The sequence below is a fragment of the Microcystis sp. genome, from assembly GCF_048564745.1.
Lineage (GTDB): Bacteria > Cyanobacteriota > Cyanobacteriia > Cyanobacteriales > Microcystaceae > Microcystis > Microcystis ichthyoblabe_A.
Map to the genome: position 1 here is coordinate 1 of NZ_JBLZRT010000153.1, position 21,131 is coordinate 21,131.

Below are 21,131 nucleotides of genomic sequence, written 5' to 3' on the forward strand. Positions count from 1 at the left end.
AACCCTTATCCTGACTTGATTTCAGTTTTTTCCTTGTCAGTAAGGGTGTCAACAAGGAATATTACAGATTGTTAACCGAGTCTTGAAAGCCTTGTGCTACAAAGGTTTGAAATGTTAAGAAAGATGTGACTAAAGGACAGCTTATTAAGGGGGGACTAAGGGGGGATCGGCACCCCCCTTATCAAGGGGGGCAGGGGGGATCAAACCTAAAATCCATTTTTAATTTAATTATAACCAGCTACTTAAGTGGGAAGCGGGGCGCAGGTTTTCAAAGCTCGATCGGGAGTTAATCGTATTATTAAAAGTTGATTTGGGATGAATCCTATGTTAGACTGGCAAGCAAAACGAAAAAAGAGGTCATTGAAAATGAAACACCGACAGCCATGCCAAATTCTGGCGATGTTATTCTTAACTGGTGCTGCCACTTTTAGTTTACCAGAACCTAGCAAGTCCGCAGGAAAGGGACTGTTCTTCTGCGGCCAACTTCAGGGAAAGTGGAATACCTTTGTCAAACGCCCTAAAAGAAACATAGCGATAATTGAATGGACTTCCAACGACTTTGCCGATTCAGGATGGGACAACAGGAAACGCTGCATCACGGTTTCTGATCGCTTCAATCAATATGCTCCTCTGCTGACCAATGTTAAAACTTCAAATGTCAATGGCTATCCCGTTATCTGTGTTCCGAAAGTTAAGGGCGGAAGTTGCGCTAAAAACGAGGTTTTATTCACTCTAAAAGCAGGAGTAAACCCTGAAGAAGTTGCCCAAAAACTATTTAATATGAATCGCTATGGCAATCCTTCAAAATTTAGATTTACTGACCAGCCTTTTTCCTATGATTCAGAAGGAGAACTTAATATTAATGTCGAGACTTTTATTAACAATCTTGAAGAAATAATCGAAGCTTCAGAAAATGAGCCTCGCTAGGAGTAAGTTTGGCAGTGAACCAATCCCAATGTCAACTTTTACTAATAATGTTCCTCATCAGTAGTCCAGCCTTAAGGCTAGTGACTGATGCAGATAATGGCTACTTTGCTCCTCACATTATTCGGTCGGGATGCCCATCTTCTCGACCAATTTTGATCGATTCTTTATATAATACGATTAAAGTTATCACCGTAAAAATATTATATGAATCAGAATTTATCGGTTCTGGAGTAATAATTTACTCCCAAAACAACAATTATAAAGTGATTACTAACGCCCATGTTCTCAAGGATAATCACTTTTCCTACAGTATTCAAACTTTTGACGGAAAAATTCATATTTCAGAAGTGGTAAAAACTGCAAATTTTGCTCGGAATGACCTAGCTCTACTACAATTTAAATCCCCCTGCTTTTATGTGGCTTCTCGCCTAGGTTCCTCCGCTAACCTAAAGAGAGGGGAATATGTGTTAGCGGCGGGTTTCCCTTTTTATTTGCAACCACAATTTGCCTATCCAGCCAATGAGTCAATACAAAAAAAAGAAACAAAAGAAAGCACTCAGAGCCTAAACGACGAGTTTGATTTTACACCGGGTAAAATAGTTGCATTCTTAGAAAAACCGCTAGAAGGAGGATATCAAATCGGATATAATGGCGACTTTGAAAAGGGAATGAGCGGAGGTCCATTACTCAATCAAAAGGGAGAATTAGTCGGCATCAGCGGCAGACATCCCGTTTTGTGGGAAAACTCCGATAATTATGAAGATGGTTCTCAACCATCGCCGGATTTGCAGACTCTAATCAATAACTCAAGTTGGGCAATACCCAGCGAACAAATTATTAAAGTAATATCTGATAAATAGATGAAAATATTAGCTACAATAAACTGGCTTATAGTTGGATTAATAGCGGTTTCGTTAACTCAGCAAGGCTTATTAGCTCTCTCCCAAAGAGAAGTTGAGGAAATCGCCAAACAAACTACAGTCAAAATAATTGGTCATAAACCAGGTACTGGAGCAATTGTTCAGAAACAAAAAGATACATCTAAAGGACGGCAAGGGTATTTATATACTGTCCTGACTAACTGCCATGTACTTCTTCTTGATTCAAATGATCGAAAATTCTGCAATCAAGAAAATAAGCTAACCAGCCAAGGGATGCTCAACTCTACTGGTTATCGCGTTGAAACTTCTGACAGACAACAATATATAAGTGAAATTTCCTCGGTAAAAATTCATCCGAATGCTGATTTAGCAATTCTCAAGTTTTTTAGTACAATAGAATACGAAACTGTCAGAATAGGTAATGCAGAACAGCTATCTGGCTCAAGTAAAGTTTATGTATTTGGCTGGGCAGTTCCTAGCAAAACTAGCCGAGACCGACGTGCGCGATTTTTGGGTCCAGGTAATATACTTGGTATTGACAGAAAAGCCGCAGGGGGATATCAAATTGCCCATAAACTCGAACTTGTACAGGGAATGAGTGGCGGTCCACTATTACACGAAAACGGCTGTTTGGTGGGAATTAATGGGGGAGGTGACAGAGACCCTAACACACAAGTTATAGAATTTTTATCCGTTCCTATTAATCTTTATGCAAGCTGGCAAAATATCCAAGTAGTGGACGACTGTCGAGCCACTCCGCTGCCCGATAATAATCGCTTTCAGACACTTCGCAGTCTTCTCGAACAGGGAAATTGGCAGCGGGCCGAAGCCGAAACGAAAAAACTAATGCTTCGAGGTACAGATCAAACCTATTTTAACGGAAACATCATCAACAATCTGTCCTGTTCTGACCTGAAGATTATTAATCGACTTTGGGTGCAATATTCCAGTGGACATTTTGGCTTTAGCGTTCAGGGAGAAATCTGGAAAGGCGTAAAAAATGACTATAAGCAATTTGAAGAGAGGGTAGGGTGGCGGCGTGGCTATGAAGGACCATTGACCAATCCCCCCAACTACAGTCTTGAAGCCAAAAAAGGTCACTTGCCATCCTATAAACTTCTTGCCGCTTCCGACTTCGGAACATTCCTTAACCGATTGGAAAAATGCGATGCTTTAAGTTTCACAGACTCAGGTATTATAGAAAATATAATCTCAAGCGAATCTGAACCCTAATTATGATGAATAACGGTTTCATTTCACCTCTGAAATTTCTCAGCCTAAGTTTCTGCCTAACTTGTCTGCCGTCAAATACCCAAGCGATAAATATTTACCCGCCAATTATCACCAGCAACCAACAACAACAGAATAAGCAAACGGAATCGCCAGAAGTTGGTTTGGAAATAATAGGAAGTCCCTCTCTCAACAGATTGGTGATTCCCATGTACCGATACACCGGTGAATGCCCAGGGTTTTCTAAAGGTATAGTAAAAGCAAGCTTTACCTCCACCGCCTTCCCTCCGAGTCGGGACAGAAGGGTTATTGTTAGAAATGTTAGCCGGGGAGTGGCGAGCGATCCTTTTCCCTTCACTGACCGAGATTATAGCCGGGGCAGAGGCTCCCAAATTACCGAGATAACCATCGGTTCAGGACACGATGGACAATTTCTAATCGTCAGACAGGGAGAAAACGATTTCGATTATACGATTAAGGAAAAAAACACAATAGTTGACCAGGGAACCTTCACAGCATACGTCGAAACAACAACCATTGTTGAAGAAAAGAATAAAGTACCAACAACAAAGCGTGTTTGCCCTGGTAATCGTATCGATGATCCCTTGGGAATCATCAATCTCTTGGGAAGCATAATCTGTGACAAGGAGGAAGTAACAGTCTATGAATGTCCATCTTATCCCGATGTTACAAGATAGGGTTCGCTCAATATAGGTAAAAGCCCTACTAAAAAAGGCTTTTATTTGATATGATATGACTCAAAACCTTTGCGATTTACCTAGGAATGAAAATCGCAAAGGTACTTTCGTTGGAATTAATAGGGTTAGTGGAGGATAAACTGCCCTCAGAAAATGCACTGAGGGATAGCATCCTTTTTGTCCGCATCAGGGAAATACTATGTTATAATTACTTCTTAATTTGTTTGAAAAAAAATTGAGGTAAAATAGCTATGAAACTTACTGTCATCTTTTCAATAATCGTTATATCTTCTGTGAGTTTAGTAAGTTCTATCGGTGCTGAAAATCTCGATCATGTAAAGAAATTTAAGCAAACAAAACAATGCCCCGGATGCGATTTAAGCGGTGCAGATTTGAGTGGATTAAATCTAAGACAGGCTAACCTACAAGGTGCTGATTTAAGTGGTGCTAGTCTTGGTGGTTCTGATTTAACCAAAGCCAATTTAAGTGGCGCAATTTTGACGGGAGCTAACTTGGATAGCACCAAATTAATAGGAGCCAATTTATCAAATGCTAGACTTAATAGTGCTTATATGGGCTATGCAAAATTAATGGATGCTAATTTAAAAAGAGCAAGCCTGATAAATGCTGACATAGGCCGGTCTAATTTTACAGGGGCGGATGTGACAGACGCTAATTTTAATGGTGTGAGATGTGATACGTATACAGGGTTGGATGGAAGCGCAAGTGCAGCATGGTGTAAATAAATAAAAATGAACCACTCTACGCTGCTACACGATCAAGTGGAGTAGTTCATTTAAGGGTTAATGATTTGGCATGACCTTAACTTGTTTTCAGAAGCTTGTGATGAAAAACTCCAGACTTAAGGAAGCCGTTTGAAGTGTTCAACAAGCTCTGAAGTATTTTCAGCAGTTTTTAGTGAGGCCACAAATCCCTCTAAAACAATGCGAAAGCTAATCAGGAGTGATAGGAATAAAAGTGGAGACAAGAGAAAAGCCAGTAAACCTTGACCCGGACCTGCTTGAAATCCACCTATCAAAAATCCTAAAGAAAATAGGAAGATAAAAATTCCCCCTACTCCGTAAATTAAACCAATAATTCTAATTCCAATAAATTTGGAAAAGGAAAGGTCGAATAATAAACTGAAAAAATTACTCGGCATTTAACTTGCTCCTCTCTTAATAAACGGCAATTTTTTGAAGTATGAGTAACTATCTGTGGAAACTTTCGGCATATCAGCCTGTTTTGGTGCGATCGCAGAATTTTTCGTATATCACACCCAGAAGCTTGAAGTAGATTTATGACAATAGGCTGAAATAAAAGAAACTTTCTGGAAGTCTAGCGACGATTCTTTGATCTGACTGCATTTTTTGACAAAAGTTTACAATTATTCAACGTACTTAATTGTCGGGTACTTCTGTAAAGATTATCATTCATACTGCACTTGTCGCGTTTTGTTTCCATCTAAATCAACAAGAATCTAAGGGTAATATCAAGACTTATCGAACTGTTTAGTTAGTACATAGCCCAAAACAAGCTATGAGCCGGTGATAATTTTTGGAGATGTCTAATAACTAGCAGCAACAATCATCATATCCCCAAGGAGAACCTTCACCATAATTTCTATTATCCTCACTCAAACATTTAAAAACTCTAACATTTCCATCTTGAAGAAGACCGACTTCTGGTCCCCAATAATATGCTAGCCAAAACTTAATCAATACAACATCCGAACAAGAAAATATGATGTCTTGACTAATTGATTCCATAAATTTGGGGGAATTGCCAACATTGTTTAATCCTGGTTCACCGACTGTTATTTGTATTATCTTATTTCTGGTTGCTTTCCAAGGATTGTTTCGTCCATTATATTGAATCCACGTGGATTCATTTGATGAATTTAGAGTCTCTATACTAAATTCAGATGGTGCTTTCCCACCATTAACAGTTAGTTGCCAACTCCATGCCTTAGCTTTCTTCAATTTAGCTTGCGTTCTATCTAAAGAAGCTTGACACTTAGCAGAAACGGGCAATCTATTAGCCAAAGAAGGACTTGTAAAGATAGTCACATCCGTTAGAGCCAAACAGCTAAGAAAAGCGATAAGTTGCGAGTAAATTTTCATTGAATGCTTTCTCCTAATTAATATCAAAAAAGAGATAGGTTACTTAAGATACTCTAAAAATAGAGTTTTTTTGCTGGTATCAACGGTCTGATTAAGTCGAGGTACTACCAATTTAGCAAGTTTGGGATTATGGTGAGCAAATAATAGGATCATTTGTTTGTCCTTAAGCAATTCAACGAGAGATTGGTCGTCCTGTGCTGCGGATTGCGTTTTGTCAATACCTTGCCAACGGGAGGCAACCTGAATAAAATCGTACACCCTTTTTCCCTTACCAAGTCCTTTTGCTTCCCCAAACCAAGGAATCAATCCACCGTAACGTTCCCAATCCTCAAGGCGTTCTTCGAGACCGCAGCTCCTTCCAGTGGTAAACTCCCAAATATCAACTACCCAGCCCAAACCAACAACCCCTGTAGTTGTACATAATGCGAGTTTAGCTTTGATGGTTTCGCCAGACTGGTAAATTTCGGACTTAACCATTTTAATTTCTTGGTTTATTGAGAAAAGCCAGTTATTGGCGACTTTTGCAAAAGAATGGTTGGGATAATTCTGTCGTAAAGTCTGGAGAAATGACTTAGATTCAGGATAAGAAATTGTGTTGTAGTAAGCCTGTGAACAATTTATGTAAACTACAGGCATCAAGGCTGACAATTTCGCAATATTAGGAATATCTTGAAATGTTGAAGCCTGAGAACAAATGTTCGAGTTTTTGACCAGCGCTATCTGGACATTTCGAGATAAAGGATGCCTCGGTGCAACAGCAAGGAAACGGCGACGTTGGGCTAGTGCTTGTGGAGATTGACCTTGTTTATCGTAGAATTTTGCACAAGAATCATGAAAGTAAGGTAAATTTACCTGAATATTAGGTATTGCTCCACCATTTATTAATTTGTCCAAGCCGTCACAAGATTCGCTCCCAGCCAATTTGGCCACACCGTAGGTTGAAAATAACCCAGTGATTGAGCGACTCATTGCTTGCGTCAACTCATCTTTATCATGTTGCTCATTAAAAAGATACCGGCTAAACAAGGCTTTTGATAAATTTTTCTGTTGCTCTGCCTGTTTTGCTTGCTGATTGGCGGTCATAAACGAAGAACAAGTTGCCATCTTTCGTTGAGCGAGGTCTGTCAGACCATCAAAGTTATTGAAAGGAAACGAGGCTGTTTCCTCTAACCGAGTAAAATAAGCTGTTGCCTCTGGACAATTAACGGATTGATAAGCCATTTGTGCCTTTTCAAAAGATTCATGGCGATAGGCTAAGGTTTCTTGAGCTTTGTTGATGGCAAAAGTCGAAGCGATGACAGTAATCGCAACAACGCTACCACCAACGAGAAGAGTCTGTGTTGAACTACCCATTTTATCTCCTAAGCTACTGTTGTGCAAGACTTTATGGCTAGATTAAGGAATCTAATAAAACTTTAATATCTGCTGCTCTAAGTATTTGCCAACCAAGGTTGGAGATTTTAGAGAGAAAAGTTATGTTATATTTGATTCTGTGACGGCTTTTCTGACTTCAGTAGCGAAAATGTATAGCAGAATATGGTTCGTTAATGCTTAAAGCCTTGTTAAAAGACCTAAGTGTGTTTTTGACCATATATTCAGGAGAGCCTTTGCGATAAATTCTTAATTAGCTTATTAATCAAATGGAGATGCAAAAATGTGATCTTTGTCGAGGGGGGTTTTGTACTCTTTGTCCCCAGACTAAAAAAGATTGGGATTTAGATAGATTATTTGAGGATCTGAAATGTGTACTTATTCTTCAAGATGAGTATGAATCTATTGATAAGGTTCCTAAGGAAGCATGGAAGTCCGCTCAAAGAGGAAATAAAACACTAAAACCAAAGGAAAAATGTTGGTTATGTTTACTATTACAAGGCTATGATGTAAAACAGATAGAAAGCTATTTACATTTAACTAATATTAAAGGAGACCTGTCTAAAAGTATTTACAAATGGACAAGTTTTCTGGCTTCTGGCAAACAAATAGGTGATTGGGCGCGAGTTCCTATCTACCTTGAGCATCATGTTAACTCAGCCTACACTTGGAATTATAGAAAAAATACTTATCCCTCAGTTAAAAATGAAGAGATAGGGATTAATATTAAGCTGAGTAAGACAGATAAAAATTCAATCAATCATTCCATAATAGTTGAAGCATTCAGGCTTCTTAAAGTTGATATTAAGGAGGAAAATATACAAATAATAGGGTAAGATAATAATATCTTAGTTAAATTTATTGGGATTATTTTCTCAAGACTAAGTAATAAATAATTTCTGAAAATCATTAAATTCACAAATATTCAATAGGTAAAATTGAGGAGGAAATCATGACTGATCAGACTGACACACAAAATCAAAATACTATAATTCAACTGAAGGGTAATTATCAAATATTTGATCGGTTATGCGAATTATTTGAGTCTGGAGAATTAGAAAAAACACTCGGTATTTCTATTTTAGAATTAGAAGCCTTTAGTCTAAAAAAAATTATAGTGTTAGAAGAAGCTAAATCAAACGCTAAAATTTTAGATATATCTAAAAATACAATAACGATTCAAGAATCTGCTGTTAGAGAAACATCAACCACTATTGAATCTATAAAAAGTGAGATAGTTTCCCTATTGAGTTTCTGGCAAAATTGTCTTGAGAATCAAGGATTTAAAACGGCAACACTTGGGAAATCAATTAGTCGAAAAAAAGTAATTGAATTAGACCAACATCTACTCGAATTAATTTTAACGATTGACGAAATTAATAACAAAGAAATTCGCATCTATTTGAAAGTTAGACCTCAAAATGGTAAAGGTTATTTGCCTGAAAACCTAATTGTTTCTGTTTTCGATGAAGAAGGAGAATTTTTTCCCCCTCAAAGAACTAATGATCAAACTAATATTCTTGATCTTACGATAGGACATAGTTTTGTTTGTAAAAGCAATGATTCTTTTAAAATTAGTTTTACTCTCAATGAAATTACGATAGTAGAAAGCTTTCCAGGATAGAAAAGAGATTGCTATGTCAAAAAAAATTTATTTTAAAATTGGTTCCTGTCTTCAATTGCCAAACCGAATGGCAGTTCTACCCGTCACTTTGACTATCTCTGACTCTAAAGGACGTTTGGAAGAAAGAAGCTCCTATCTTTCAATTATGCCAGAGCAACTTAGTCAGACATTTAATATCTGGAAAAATTACATCATTCCAGACTCTCCCCGACGACCTAAAATAAAATCTCTTTCTGAGCAACTATTAAGTACCGATGGTAATATTAGTTTACAGAAACTGGCTGAAAATTTAAAAACAGAAATGAATCAATGGTTAACAGATACTCAAAGTTGGATTAACGAAAGGGGTGAAGTTGACTCAAAAATTCAAAATACCTTAGAAAAATACGCAAATTCACAAGAAGAAATTCAACTTTTTATACAAACTGAAGATCGAATATTAAGAGGATTTCCTTGGCAAGAATGGGAATTTTTGTATCCTTTATTTCGTCTGCACAAAAATACAGAGTTATCTGTGAGCGCAACGGATTTCGCACGTCCCGAACAAAAACAAACCATTAACCGCTTAGATACAAGAGTTCGGATTTTAGCTATTTTCGCAGATAACGAATTAGATGAAAATAATGAATATAAGCAAGAAAAAGAATCTCTTGATCGATTAAAAAAATATGGTGCTTTTATTCAGACACTTTACCAGCCGAATTACTCAAAATTAATTGAAGCACTAGAAGAACCAGCCGGTTGGCATATCTTCTTTTTTGCGGGTCATAGTCATAGTAATCCAGACGGTAGAATTGGCTGGCTACAAATTAGTTGGCTAGATGATAATCAAAAACTTCAAACAAAAGAAATTGAGATTAATGAATTAACCAAATGGATGCAAAAATTGATTAATGACAAACTACAACTGGCAATTTTTAACTCCTGTGACGGTTTAGGATTAGCCAATCAATTAACTTCTCTGAATCTTCCTTACTGTATCGTAATGCGGGAAAGAGTTGATTCTTTCTTTGCAGGTACATTACTTAATCATTTGCTAAAGGCTTTTGTTGAAAAGGAAAAATCTATATTTGCATCCATGCGTTATGCTCGTGAACAACTCTTATTGGAATATGATAAGGGAGCTAAACCATCAGGAAAAAGTTGGCTACCCGTTATTGTCGCTAATCCAGAAGCCTTTGATTTAACTTGGGATAGTTTGTTTATAGAACGTCGCTTTAGTTCCAAAATTGAATTAATTTTATTAGTTATTTTAATGGTTATAGTAGTTGGATTACCATTAAGTATTTTAGGAGAATTTGGCAGTCTTAATACTTTGCAGTTTTATGCACAGCTTTATCCTCATATCATTGTTTATCCCTCATTATTTTTGCCTTTGTCACTATTCTCTCTTTATAGAGCTTTTAGCTTAATACTAAAAAAAACAGGCATAATTTTGATAATTACTACTCTTATTGCATTTGCATCTGTAATCGCTATTTTTACGGAATTAAATTCTGATCCTTTATTCTTATTTGAAATTAAACCCGATAGCAGTATTATTCTTGAAATACAGGAATTAAATGCAATTCTAATCAGTAAAAATATTAATAAGTATCAACTTCCTCCTCAATGGTTAAATGAAATTAATTTAAAAGAGAAAGTTAATCTTGATAAACAATATATCGAAGCTTTTATTAAGAGAATTATTCAGCCTCCTGAAAAAAATAATCAAGCTAATGGAATTTTTTTGAGTATTGCCCATAGTCATCAACTTTGGTCAAAGCATTACTCTATAAGTCGCTTTTTTTATTTATTCAATTACTGGGCAATTTTTTTCTGTGCTTTTGAATTGACAGCTTTTTTGTCGGAAAATATTTTTAATGACAACTCTGTATTTAACATTGATAAGTATCTCAAATATATTTTGTTGTGTGATATCGGATTGCTTCTCTGGATACCTTTTGATAATTATTATACTAAACAAGTTAAAAATTTATTATTTCAAACAGATAACTTAGAAACCAATCTCAGAATTTTTGTTTATTTATTTATTGCTTTTCTTCTATTAATGACTATTGTTTTTATAATCAAAAATCCTAGAATTAAAATATGGAATCATCAAGCAAGTTTAGCTTTTCTTTTTATTTCCATTTTCGTTTTCTCAATTTCAATAAATCAATTTATTTTGTCAAAAATAAACCAATCCTTCGGTATTGCTAGTAAAAGTCTCTTTGTTACTTGGACAGGTGGGTTTTTCTTTTTGATGCTCGTCATATATCCTATTATCATTTTCTTGATTGAAGGGAAACAATTAGAAAAAAAACTTGTAGGCTTTAAAAAACTTATTAATTTCTTACGCTCATGAAACTCTTATCATCATCACAAATAACAACTTCTGTAGTGATCTCTTTTCTCTATATCCTACCTGTTGTTTTAATTCTAACAAAGGTTATTCCCTTTAGCGATCGCTTTTTAGTATTAACCATCACAGGAGTTTTGATTATCGGTCTAGCGATGCTCAACGAGATTGCTCTAGCAGATTTAGGGTTTAATCATCAAAATTTATTACCAGCGATTAAAGATATTTTACCCGTAACCATAATATCTTCCGTTTTAATGATTATCTTTTATCTTAATCATGGAATGCGAATTGATAACACTGATATTACTTGGTATTTCTATGTATTTTACATTTCACTTTCATCTCCACTACAAGAATTTTTATACCGTTCCTACCTTTTTAATCGACTTGCTCAAATTCAACTTAATCAAGGTTCTATCATTATCATTACTGCTATTCTTTATAGTTTTGCTCATAGCATTTATCAAGACCTACCAACAGTCTTATTAAGTTTAATTATCGGTTTATATTGGGCATATCACTATAATCGCTTTAAGAATTTTTATAGTATTACCCTTAGCCATACAATTCTTGGTATTATCGCAATTCTTACAGGCAGTGTATAACCGAATTACTCATGCAATATAAAAACACTAGCCAGACTATATGTTAAAAGATTGACCATAAATTTCCCTCATCTATTTGTTAAAAGGCAATTATAAAGACTAAATTTTGGGAATTACATAAGCTTTAATTTTATAGCTATTACGACTTCCTTTTGGACTAAACCAATTGCCAGTTGCACCAAATTGGAAGACTTCTCCCTTATCAAATTTATAAGTAAGAGATGTCCCCGAATCAGGTGAAATATCATAAGCACCAGCTAAACTCTGTTGTGGTCTGCCCGCAATAGGAATAACTGCATCCTCTGCAAATAAATCAAAAGAGGCTTGGCTTTGACCAGAGCCAACCTGAATATCTATTCTTAAAGTTCCCCCTGTAATAAAATTAGTTGTATCTATGCGAATAATTTTATAATTTAGATTACCATGTCCTGGTGCGACAAGTTGACCTTCATATTCTGCATATTTTTTGTTTCTAGTTAACACTAATTTAGGTTCTTCTAAGATTTGCTTATCATCACTATTCTTCAAAATAGGACTGACAATAAATAATTGTCCTAACATTGGTTTGTAAGCAATTAAATTTAATAAATTTAAACAAAGAAAACAGTTCAGTAAATTTACTATCTTTTTAAGAGAGGTCATAGCTTTTATAACGGTTCAGAAGGGTCAAGGGTATGATAGCATAAACGCCTGACAGGGGGACAAGCGAGCTAGAAAACTTGCTAACAAAGGCTTCTGGCTTCTCTCACTAGAAATAGATCTAGCGATTCTAGGCAAAAAGCTAACGAAAGAATTAGAGATAGGAGCGAGCTTACTAGGAATTATTATTAATAAGTGAGAGATGGTGCGGCGAACTTTTTCGAGCTAAAACCATGAAAAGCTTACGATATATGGATTTCAGCCTTCTTGTCCCCCTGTCAGCCACTTCCCACTTCCCAATTCATAATTCATAATTCATAATTCACAATTCCCACTCCCCCTCTCCTAACAATCGACTGCTAAGATCGAACAGAGCGATCGATCTCTCGCTCCCACGATACCTGATAAAACTATCTATGATCATTAAAAATAACCCCTATTATCGGGCTGTAATCGGCTTTTGGGTGGCTTTCCTTGTGTTTTGGGGTTTTGGGAGTTTCTCACCCCTTCTTGCCCAAGCGAAAGAGGAACCAGCCGATGTACAATCGATTACCCCCTACCTTAAGCAATTTCAACAAAAAATTACCGAATTTCGCCTCGACAACGGACTAAAATTTATTATCCTAGAAAATCGCGATGCCCCGGTTATTTCCTTTGTCACCTATGCGGATGTGGGAGGTGCCGATGAACCGGACGGTAAAACAGGAGTTGCCCACTTTTTGGAACATTTAGCCTTTAAAGGCACAAAAACCATCGGTACTACCGATTATCTTAGCGAGAAAAAAGTCCTCGATCGCCTTGAAGCTATAGACAAAGAACTGCAAGCGGCCAAAAAAGCAGGTAAAAGCGCAGAAGTGGCTAAATTAACGGAAGAATTTCAAAAAACTAAGGCAGAGTCCGAGAAATTCGTCCAACGCAACGAATACGGGCAAATCGTCGAAACTCAGGGAGGAGTCGGTTTAAATGCCACCACTTCCAGCGATGCAACTAGCTATTTTTACAGTTTCCCGTCGAATAAATTGGAATTGTGGATGTCTTTGGAATCGGAAAGATTTTTAGAACCGGTGTTCCAACGGGAATTTTACAAAGAAAAAGACGTAATTCTAGAAGAAAGACGGATGCGGACGGATAATAGCCCCTTGGGTCTATTAATCGAAGCTTTTCTCGATCAAGCTTATACTGTCCATCCCTACAAACGTCCCGTTATCGGCTACGATCGAGATATTCGCAATCTGGAACCCTCAGATATCCAAAACTTTTTCGATAAATTTTATGCTGCCAGTAATTTAACCATAGCTATCGCCGGGGATGTGGACCCAGAACAGGTCAAACAGTTAGCTAAGGTTTATTTTGGTCGTTTTCCCGCTAAACCGAAACCCCCCCAGGTGACGGTAGTGGAACCGAACCAAACCAAAACAAAGGAAATTACCCTAAAATTAGCCTCGCAGCCTTGGTATTTAGAAGGATACCATCGTCCCGCCCTCAATCATCCCGATCATGCGGTTTACGAGGTTATCGCCACTTTAATGAGTGAAGGAAGAACTTCGCGACTGTATAAAGCTTTAGTGGAGGACAAACAACTTGCCCTCGCTGCTCAGGGATTTAACGGCTTTCCGGGAGATAAATACCCGAATTTGCTGTTATTCTATGCTCTTACCGCTCCTAATGCCAGTGTGGAGGAAGTAGCGCAGAGTTTGAATTTGGAATTGGAAAGATTGAAAAATGAACCGGTTTCGGAACAGGAATTAGAACGGGTTAAAAATCAACTACGGGCAGCCCTATTAAGAGGTCTTGATTCTAACATGGGCATGGCGCGATCCTTGATTGAATACGAGGTAAAAACCGGCGATTGGCGTAATTTATTCGCCCAATTAGATGCTTATAATGCTGTCACGGCAGCTGATATTCAACGGGTGGCTAAAGAGACTTTTACCCCCGAAAATCGCACTATTGGCCGAATTTTACCGAAATAGATAGATGGGGAGATAGGGAATTTTTCAGTGAGCAGTATTAGGTGAGCATTCACTGAAAAAAAGCTACCTTCTCTCCTTCCCAGTGCCGTCTTAAGTAGCTGGTTATAATTAAATTAAAAATGGATTTTAGCTTCGATCCCCCCTGCCCCCCTTGATAAGGGGGGTGCCGATCCCCCCTTAATCCCCCCTTGATAAGGGGGGTGTCTGATAATTTTTAACGCCTACCTACTTAACAAGTAATTTATACTAAATCCTAAGACTTTTAGACTTTTTTTCCCTCAAAAAGTGCCTACCCTTGGAGTGATCGGGGGTAAAATTCAGGTACTTTTTTCCTGAAAATTAGGTACTTTTTACCTGAAAATCGGTAAAACCCCACACCCCACACCCCACTTCCGGTGCAGTTAATCACCCAGTGCAGGATCGCAGAATCCAACCCAGTAAAATTCCAATACCACCAAAGCGGACAATTTGCCAAAAAACTTCCCCCAGCAGTCCGCGACGGATTCCTTCCCAGAATAAGCGCTTTAATTCCCCTTCTTTAAGTAAATTGCTTTCTAAAATTACCTCTAATTCTTGAATCTGTTCGCGAATTTGTACTAATTCCTTTTCTAGTTCAGGTAGGGGATTTTCCCGCCATTGGGGTTCTATTTCGCTAAATTGTGCTTCTATGTCTTTTTTTTGCTGTTCTGCTTCGTTGATCTGTCGATAACGGTCTTTTAGTGATGCGATCGCCGCTTCGACTTCTTCAATCGCTTCGGTAAATTCTGCCGATTCATCGTTAGGGTATGGGTTTTCTTCTAAGGACATGGACTCGATCCGATTGCCTGCGTCTAAACTATAGTTATAGACGATTTTACGGTTTTACGAAACCTTTTGATTATGATTCCATCCCCTGTCTCTTCCTCATCTCAGACTATTGATGATCTATCTACCTTGGAATTGGCGCGGATTTTGGCGGAACGTTTGGCGATCGCACCAATTGACTGGCATCGTCTGAAGGCCAACCGTAATGCTCGGGCTGCTGAACAATTGGGGACGGCTTTGGTGTTTTTATTAGATAATCAGCCAAAAGAAGCACTTCCTCGGCTACAACAGGCTACAGGCTGGCTCGATCGCTCGATTTCTGCTCCTCCCTGTCCTTCTCACGGTCATGGTCATTAATTCAACCAGCGTTCCTGTTTAATTTGTTTACAAAGTTTCAGTTGGGTTCCTTGTTGATTCCAGTGAACTTGGTCGAAGATTTGATATAACATACACAGTCCTCGGCCATTTTCCGCTTCTTCGGGGGGAAAATTGGGGCAATCGCAACTACAGCCATGATGGTGACAACCTGGCGTAAATCCACAACCTTCGTCGGTAATTACCCAAGAATACTCGTCTTTACTGCTAGAAAATTGAACGACCACGGTTTTGCTGGGATCGAGATGATTGCCGTGTTTAGCGGCATTAACTAAAGCTTCTTGCAATCCTAATCTAATTTCTGGTTCTAATTCTTCGGGAATACTAGCGGTCAATAAATCTAAAATCGGACAAAGATACAAGGTGGAAGCGAAACTCATGGTGTTCCAGCTTCGTTTTCCTGTGGGCAGTGAAATAGCAATCACGCGCTTTACCTCTAGCTTATATTCAATGACTGTTCTCTTACAGAAAGATTAAGGTCTCTCAACCGTCGATCTAGTTGATTGCCATACCTAATGAGTCATATTTTGTCCCTTTTCTGTCTCTGAGATGGATTAGATATTTTTATGATTGATCTACAAACCAATCGAAAATCAAGGCAACTTTGAGCGGGTGATTAATTAAAAAAGCGGCTGATTGGAACGGTTCCTAATATGCTATTATCCCTAACCGTTGACTTTTCAGGTATAAACGGCTAAAGTGTCAGGTTTTTCCTCATCTCTCATCCTACCATATTTGTGTTTTTTTGTCTAAGAAAAGCAGCGCATTCGACGTGGGGAGTTTGAGGAAAGAAATCGGCGGTTTGCACTTCTAGCAGTTGATAATCGCCTGTTTGACAGAGATATTGCAAGTCTCTGGCTAAAGTTGCACTTTGACAACTTATATAAACAATGCGTTGACTTTGCAGCTGTAACAAACTATCAAGGACAGAGCGATCGCAACCTTTGCGGGGCGGATCGAGTAGAATAATGTCGGGTTTAACTGTCAGTTGCGGTAAAGTTTTTTCTACTGCCCCCAAAATAAAGGTTGTGTTGGTAATATTATTTAATTGGGCGTTAATCTTGGCTCGATCGAGGGAAAAGCTATAGGATTCTAGTCCAATCACCTCTTTAACCCGTTTAGCAAGGGGTAAAGTAAAAGTACCGATACCACAGTAGGCATCAATAAGAATTTCTTCACCTTTAAGCTCTAATTTCTGGCAAATAAGCGTAAATAAGGCTTCAGCAGCCTCTGTATTAACCTGAAAAAAGGTATCGGCAGCCAATTGATAGGTTAATCCGGCGAACTTTTCGTTAATATAGTCCCTTCCGGCGATAGTTGTGGTCTGAGCGCCAAAAATAGCATTACCTCGATCGGGGTTATAATTGACGGTTACACCGACTAAATTGCCGTATTTTGCCAGCCATTGCCGCGCTTGGGTCTCAATTCCCTGTAAATTATTATCGGTACTAATCAGGGTTAATAAAATTTCTCCCGTGTGGCGGCCAATTCTTAGGGATAAATGGCGTAATTGTCCTTGATGGGTCTTTTCATCGTAAATTGACCAGCCTTGCTCCTGAATATCCTGTTTTATCTCTGCTAGAAACGGATTTAAAGCCTGATCTTGAATTGGACATTGATTGAGATTAATCAGATGATGGCTGCCGCGACGATAATAACCCGCTTGCACATTGCCGGTGGGGGAAAATCCGAGGGGATAGGTAGCTTTATTGCGATAAGCGAGGGGAGAATTACCGGTGAGGGGAGGATAAACCAAAGGATCGGTAAAACCACCAATTCTGGTTAATACCTCTTGTACTTGCTCTTTTTTGACCTGAAGCTGAAATTGATCCTCGATGTGTTGCCATTGACAGCCACCACATTTATCGGCAACGATGCAGCGGGGACGGATACGATGGGGAGATGCTTGTAGAATAGTTTGTAGTTTGCCGATCGCATGACTTTTTTTGATATAGGTGATGCGAGTTTGAATGTGATCGCCAATAACCGTATCTGGCACAAAAATCACCTGTCCTCGGTATTTTCCCACACCTTCGCCCGTATGGTTGAGGTCGGTAATCTCGATCTCGATTAAATCACCTTGTTGCATAGTTAGGGAAACCAGTTTTCAGCCAGGGTTTCTGCTGGGGTAATAATGACTTCTATGGGAATTTCTTGCCTGCTCAATTTCGAGACTATTTGCCTAGCTTTTCCATAACAAGAATCGAAAATTTCGAGGAGATAAGGTTTTAAGCTAGGACTGTCTTCCAGCAGATCGGCAATTTGAACTCGAAAATTAATAATTTCCGCTTCCCATTTATTAGCATTATACTCTCTTTCCGTCTGCCAATAAATTAACTTGAGCAGATGAGCTAATAATTGAATTAACAAACTTTTGAGAGCGTGTCGATTATTTTTTCCCATACTTGCTAATTCCTCGATCAGATTAGTCCAGTCAACCGAAGCAAAATCCTCCTGTCGTAATTGGTTAACGGTTGTCTCGATCCATAGCTGAAAATCTCGATCGTATAAGCTGATCTTCGAGATCGGTATTTGAGCGGTCATGGGAGGTAAACAGTAAAAACAATCCAACTCTATTCTACAATCAAAAATTAATTTTTCTAAAATCCTAGATCGGCTTTGGCAATTTTGGCCGCCGCTAATACTTCCTCATCGGGTAATTCTCGCCAGTCGGTCGCACCTATTTCAGTATAGAATTTTTGATCGTAGGCGCGAGTACGAATTACTACCGGCATAGGGACCGCATGACCTAAAACTAAAGCTTGTTGTTTTGAGTCTAATTTCGCTAAAACTGATCGCAAACTTCCCCCTCCAGAAACTCCAGTAAATATGGCTTCGATGTCCTTTTCATCGTTTAATAAACAGGTGATTCTTGTCCCTACCTGAGACATAACTTCGTTATCAATTCCTGAAGGTCTTTGATCGACAATTAAGAGAGTAACAAAGTATTTTCGCATCTCCCTGGCGATAGTTCCAAAAATAGTTTGATGTACCACAGCAGAATCAAGAAATCGATGAGCTTCTTCAATGGTAATCACTAACTGTTGCGGCCGATCAACGGGGTTTTTAGTTTGTAAAAAATATTCAGCTTTTTTAACATAATTAGCATGAATCCGACGGGTGATCATATTGGTGGCTAACATATAGGAAAGCATATTACTTTGGGAGCCAAATTCAATAACAACGTGCTTACCCGCATCTAAAGCTTGCAACACCTGATCGATATAATTGTGGGGACAAGAACTTCTTAAATATTTCAAACTATCTAGACGCATTAATTTTCTCTGGAGGGACATGATTGATCCCGCATGGCCCTGTTTTTCCGTACAGAAGATTTTAATATCCTCGTTACTCATATTTAATAACTGAGTAATCCAAGATTCTCCATACTCGTTATAGAGAATATTGGCATTATCTAAACTAGCTTCCGAGATGCCTAATTCCCGACCGATTAAACGAATATCTTCGATTTCAATTTGATTATAACTTAAGAATAATTCCTGCGCTCCTCTTACTCCCCGGCGTTTGGTAGAATCGGGATCGAGGGTATAAATTTCTACCTGTCCGGGGAATAATTGACATAATCCTTTCACCGTAGAAACCTCCTTCCCTTCTTTCATCGCTTCCCAACCGTATTCCGAGTGCATATCAAACATGAGGTTAACCCCTGCTTGTTTGCGAATAATACCCGAAATTAAGAGCCTGGTTAAAAAGGATTTTCCCGTCCCGGATTTGCCAAAAACGCCGTTACTACGTTCCACAAAGCGATCGAGATTAATACATATTGGCACGTCCATGTCAAGGGGTTGACCAATAGCAAAATTCTTTCTGGTGGGATCATCTTCCCAACCGAAAACCATGCGAAAATCCTGCTCACAAGCTTCATAAACTTGGCTAAAATGCGCGGGAATAGTTTTAACTGGCAGTAATTCTAAATCGGCACTGGTTTGGGGTTGAAAAGAGCCTAAGGAAGTGTCGGAAACTGCCGGGGAATTACCTCCAGTCGGCGTAAACATGAGCATAGGTGATAGTTCAATAGTACCATAAGTACCGCTACCCGCTAAAACATCGCGCATAAAACTATCATCGGGATGGGGAGGATTCGCGATAATCCGGGGACTAGAGTTACCCAGGGAGACATCGGTGAGGAGACAGAAAAAACGCGAGCGAGTGCCTTGCACCACTAAAAATTTACCGACGCGCATATCTTCCACGGAAATATCCGGATAAAGACGGATTTCTAAACCTTCACTCAGGGAACCTTGAATAACCGATCCGAGGGGTTGTTCACTCATGCTAACCTTTATTTGTGGCGATCTATCTCCCTATTCTGTCACTTTTCCGTTAATCGGTGCAAACTCGATCGGGTACAGTCATCAGTGATCAGTGATCAGTAAACAGTAATCAGTGAACTTAAAACTCAAAACTAATAACTGATAACTGATAAAGGGGTTTAAGAAAAAAAATCGGGTTGATCAACGGGAAACAAGGAAATAACCAAGGGAGAAGAGAATGCCACTAAAAAAGTGGAGATTAACCGCTATAAACTTGCAGTTACTGACTAGCTGAGGTTGGTCGTGATTTTGGTTAACGTGGTTGACTAATTGCCAAGCGAAAGGGAGACTAAGGAAGATTAAGAGGGTGAGAGGGGGATAAACCTGCAGCAGGACAAAAACTACCGTTAAAACGTAAACGAGAACCGTCACTGCGGTTAAAACTCTAGAACCTTTTAAAGTACCTAAACGAGCAATAGGTGATTTTTTACCCGCTTTGAGATCATCGGCAACTTGATGGAAATGGGAACAAAAAAGGATGATAGAAGTGGTAATCCCGATAATAATTGAAGCCGCTAGACTAGGGACAGAAAAAGCACCAACTTGGGAATAGTAGGCAGCGGCAATCGCCAAGGGTCCAAAAGTAAAAAAACAGATAATTTCCCCTAATCCTTGATAACCGAGACGGAAGGGAGGACCTTGATAGGTATAGCCCAAAAAACAGCAGAGGGCGATTAATTCTAGGATCATCCAATCGCCTCGCCAATAACTAATAGCAAAAATACCAGCAATACCCACTAATAGAAAAAGATTACTGAGCCAGAAAATTAAAGATTTATTGCCAGTTAAATTAACGATCGAATGTGCCTTATTAACATCGATCCCAGTATCGGCATCAAAAACATCATTACTGAGATTTAACCAAGCGAGAATTAAAATAGCTGAGAGGATAAAAGTGGCAAAAATCGGCAGGGAAAATTGACCTGTTTCCTGATAAGCGATCGCTGTTCCCAAAATAATCGGTATAATCGCCACACTATACATTGGTGGTTTCAGGGCTGCTAACCAGAGTTTTTTGGGTGAGGGAGTGGTGATAGTATCGGTGGTCATAGCTGAATAATAATCAGGAAAACTCGATCGCTCTAGGGATAAAAAACGAGGGTTTAAGGTAGAATTATAGCTTTTTGTGCCTCAACTAGAAAGGCGGCATTTCCTATTTGTGGTGATCAACAGAAGTTATTAAAAATGGCAGGGGTGCAGGGG

General features: G+C 38.6%; 21 protein-coding genes. 11 read left to right on the forward strand and 10 right to left on the reverse strand.

Going from position 1 to position 21,131, the window contains the following annotated elements:
- Positions 1–324: 324 nt before the first annotated feature.
- From ACOCD9_RS16530 to ACOCD9_RS16550, 5 genes are all read left to right on the forward strand, one after another.
- Positions 325–927 (forward strand): COP23 domain-containing protein, encoded by a 603-nt coding sequence (locus tag ACOCD9_RS16530; RefSeq protein WP_419547985.1) that lies wholly within the window; start codon positions 325–327, stop codon positions 925–927.
- Between the two features lie 152 nt (positions 928–1,079).
- A complete protein-coding gene (locus ACOCD9_RS16535; protein WP_419547986.1) occupies positions 1,080–1,787 on the forward strand; it encodes a S1 family peptidase in 708 nt (235 codons plus the stop codon).
- Positions 1,788–3,041 carry a GUN4 domain-containing protein gene (locus tag ACOCD9_RS16540; protein ID WP_419547987.1) on the forward strand — a complete coding sequence of 418 codons (1,254 nt, stop codon included), beginning with the start codon at positions 1,788–1,790 and terminating at the stop codon, positions 3,039–3,041.
- Positions 3,042–3,043: 2 nt separating this feature from the next.
- A complete protein-coding gene (locus ACOCD9_RS16545) occupies positions 3,044–3,736 on the forward strand; it encodes a hypothetical protein (protein WP_130758240.1) in 693 nt (230 codons plus the stop codon).
- Between the two features lie 251 nt (positions 3,737–3,987).
- Positions 3,988–4,482 carry a pentapeptide repeat-containing protein gene (locus tag ACOCD9_RS16550; RefSeq protein WP_419547988.1) on the forward strand — a complete coding sequence of 165 codons (495 nt, stop codon included), beginning with the start codon at positions 3,988–3,990 and terminating at the stop codon, positions 4,480–4,482.
- A 116-nt stretch (positions 4,483–4,598) separates the two neighbouring features.
- Here the strand turns inward: ACOCD9_RS16550 and ACOCD9_RS16555 are convergent, their stop codons facing one another.
- The 3 genes from ACOCD9_RS16555 to ACOCD9_RS16565 all read right to left on the reverse strand — a co-directional run bounded on the left by ACOCD9_RS16555 (position 4,599) and on the right by ACOCD9_RS16565 (position 7,212).
- Positions 4,599–4,898 carry a DUF4282 domain-containing protein gene (locus tag ACOCD9_RS16555; protein WP_419547989.1) on the reverse strand — a complete coding sequence of 100 codons (300 nt, stop codon included), beginning with the start codon at positions 4,896–4,898 and terminating at the stop codon, positions 4,599–4,601.
- Between the two features lie 412 nt (positions 4,899–5,310).
- A complete protein-coding gene (locus ACOCD9_RS16560; protein WP_419547990.1) occupies positions 5,311–5,859 on the reverse strand; it encodes a hypothetical protein in 549 nt (182 codons plus the stop codon).
- A 39-nt stretch (positions 5,860–5,898) separates the two neighbouring features.
- Positions 5,899–7,212, reverse strand: coding sequence for a tetratricopeptide repeat protein (locus ACOCD9_RS16565; protein ID WP_419547991.1), 1,314 nt, complete (start codon positions 7,210–7,212; stop codon positions 5,899–5,901).
- A gap of 287 nt (positions 7,213–7,499) precedes the next feature.
- Between ACOCD9_RS16565 and ACOCD9_RS16570 the strand changes: the two genes are divergently transcribed.
- The 4 genes from ACOCD9_RS16570 (at position 7,500) to ACOCD9_RS16585 (ending at position 11,803) form a co-directional block, all read left to right on the forward strand.
- The gene (locus ACOCD9_RS16570; protein ID WP_419547992.1) at positions 7,500–8,066 is read left to right on the forward strand and encodes a hypothetical protein; all 567 of its coding nucleotides are present in this window, start codon (positions 7,500–7,502) and stop codon (positions 8,064–8,066) included.
- Positions 8,067–8,182: 116 nt separating this feature from the next.
- Positions 8,183–8,854 (forward strand): DUF1822 family protein, encoded by a 672-nt coding sequence (locus tag ACOCD9_RS16575; protein WP_419547993.1) that lies wholly within the window; start codon positions 8,183–8,185, stop codon positions 8,852–8,854.
- Positions 8,855–8,867: 13 nt separating this feature from the next.
- Positions 8,868–11,201 carry a hypothetical protein gene (locus tag ACOCD9_RS16580; RefSeq protein WP_419547994.1) on the forward strand — a complete coding sequence of 778 codons (2,334 nt, stop codon included), beginning with the start codon at positions 8,868–8,870 and terminating at the stop codon, positions 11,199–11,201.
- 35 nt (positions 11,202–11,236) lie between these two features.
- Positions 11,237–11,803, forward strand: a complete 567-nt coding sequence (locus ACOCD9_RS16585; protein WP_419547995.1) for a type II CAAX prenyl endopeptidase Rce1 family protein — start codon at positions 11,237–11,239, stop codon at positions 11,801–11,803.
- A 99-nt stretch (positions 11,804–11,902) separates the two neighbouring features.
- On the opposite strand, the gene ACOCD9_RS16590 is transcribed toward ACOCD9_RS16585, so the two are convergent.
- A complete protein-coding gene (locus tag ACOCD9_RS16590; protein WP_123230660.1) occupies positions 11,903–12,445 on the reverse strand; it encodes a hypothetical protein in 543 nt (180 codons plus the stop codon).
- A 413-nt stretch (positions 12,446–12,858) separates the two neighbouring features.
- Here ACOCD9_RS16590 and ACOCD9_RS16595 point away from each other — a divergent pair, with 413 nt between their 5' ends.
- Positions 12,859–14,415 (forward strand): M16 family metallopeptidase, encoded by a 1,557-nt coding sequence (locus ACOCD9_RS16595; RefSeq protein WP_419547996.1) that lies wholly within the window; start codon positions 12,859–12,861, stop codon positions 14,413–14,415.
- Between the two features lie 405 nt (positions 14,416–14,820).
- Here the strand turns inward: ACOCD9_RS16595 and ACOCD9_RS16600 are convergent, their stop codons facing one another.
- The gene (locus tag ACOCD9_RS16600; RefSeq protein WP_287701965.1) at positions 14,821–15,222 is read right to left on the reverse strand and encodes a DUF2203 domain-containing protein; all 402 of its coding nucleotides are present in this window, start codon (positions 15,220–15,222) and stop codon (positions 14,821–14,823) included.
- A gap of 72 nt (positions 15,223–15,294) precedes the next feature.
- Here ACOCD9_RS16600 and ACOCD9_RS16605 point away from each other — a divergent pair, with 72 nt between their 5' ends.
- Positions 15,295–15,576, forward strand: a complete 282-nt coding sequence (locus ACOCD9_RS16605; protein WP_419547997.1) for a DUF6439 family protein — start codon at positions 15,295–15,297, stop codon at positions 15,574–15,576.
- Here ACOCD9_RS16605 and ACOCD9_RS16610 read toward each other — a convergent pair.
- From ACOCD9_RS16610 to menA, 5 genes are all read right to left on the reverse strand, one after another.
- Complete coding sequence (locus tag ACOCD9_RS16610; protein ID WP_149973853.1) at positions 15,573–15,974, reverse strand: ATP-binding protein; 402 nt, start codon at positions 15,972–15,974, stop codon at positions 15,573–15,575. The two genes, ACOCD9_RS16605 and ACOCD9_RS16610, sit on opposite strands and share 4 nt — an antisense overlap.
- A 341-nt stretch (positions 15,975–16,315) precedes the next feature.
- A complete protein-coding gene (gene rlmD / locus ACOCD9_RS16615; RefSeq protein WP_419547998.1) occupies positions 16,316–17,683 on the reverse strand; it encodes a 23S rRNA (uracil(1939)-C(5))-methyltransferase RlmD in 1,368 nt (455 codons plus the stop codon).
- Between the two features lie 2 nt (positions 17,684–17,685).
- Positions 17,686–18,138, reverse strand: a complete 453-nt coding sequence (locus ACOCD9_RS16620) for a DUF29 domain-containing protein (protein WP_419547999.1) — start codon at positions 18,136–18,138, stop codon at positions 17,686–17,688.
- Positions 18,139–18,194: 56 nt separating this feature from the next.
- Positions 18,195–19,889: a helicase HerA domain-containing protein gene (locus ACOCD9_RS16625; RefSeq protein WP_002737662.1), complete on the reverse strand. Its 1,695-nt coding sequence runs from the start codon at positions 19,887–19,889 to the stop codon at positions 18,195–18,197.
- A 180-nt stretch (positions 19,890–20,069) separates the two neighbouring features.
- Complete coding sequence (gene menA / locus ACOCD9_RS16630) at positions 20,070–20,978, reverse strand: 2-carboxy-1,4-naphthoquinone phytyltransferase (RefSeq protein WP_419548000.1); 909 nt, start codon at positions 20,976–20,978, stop codon at positions 20,070–20,072.
- Positions 20,979–21,131: the final 153 nt, after the last annotated feature.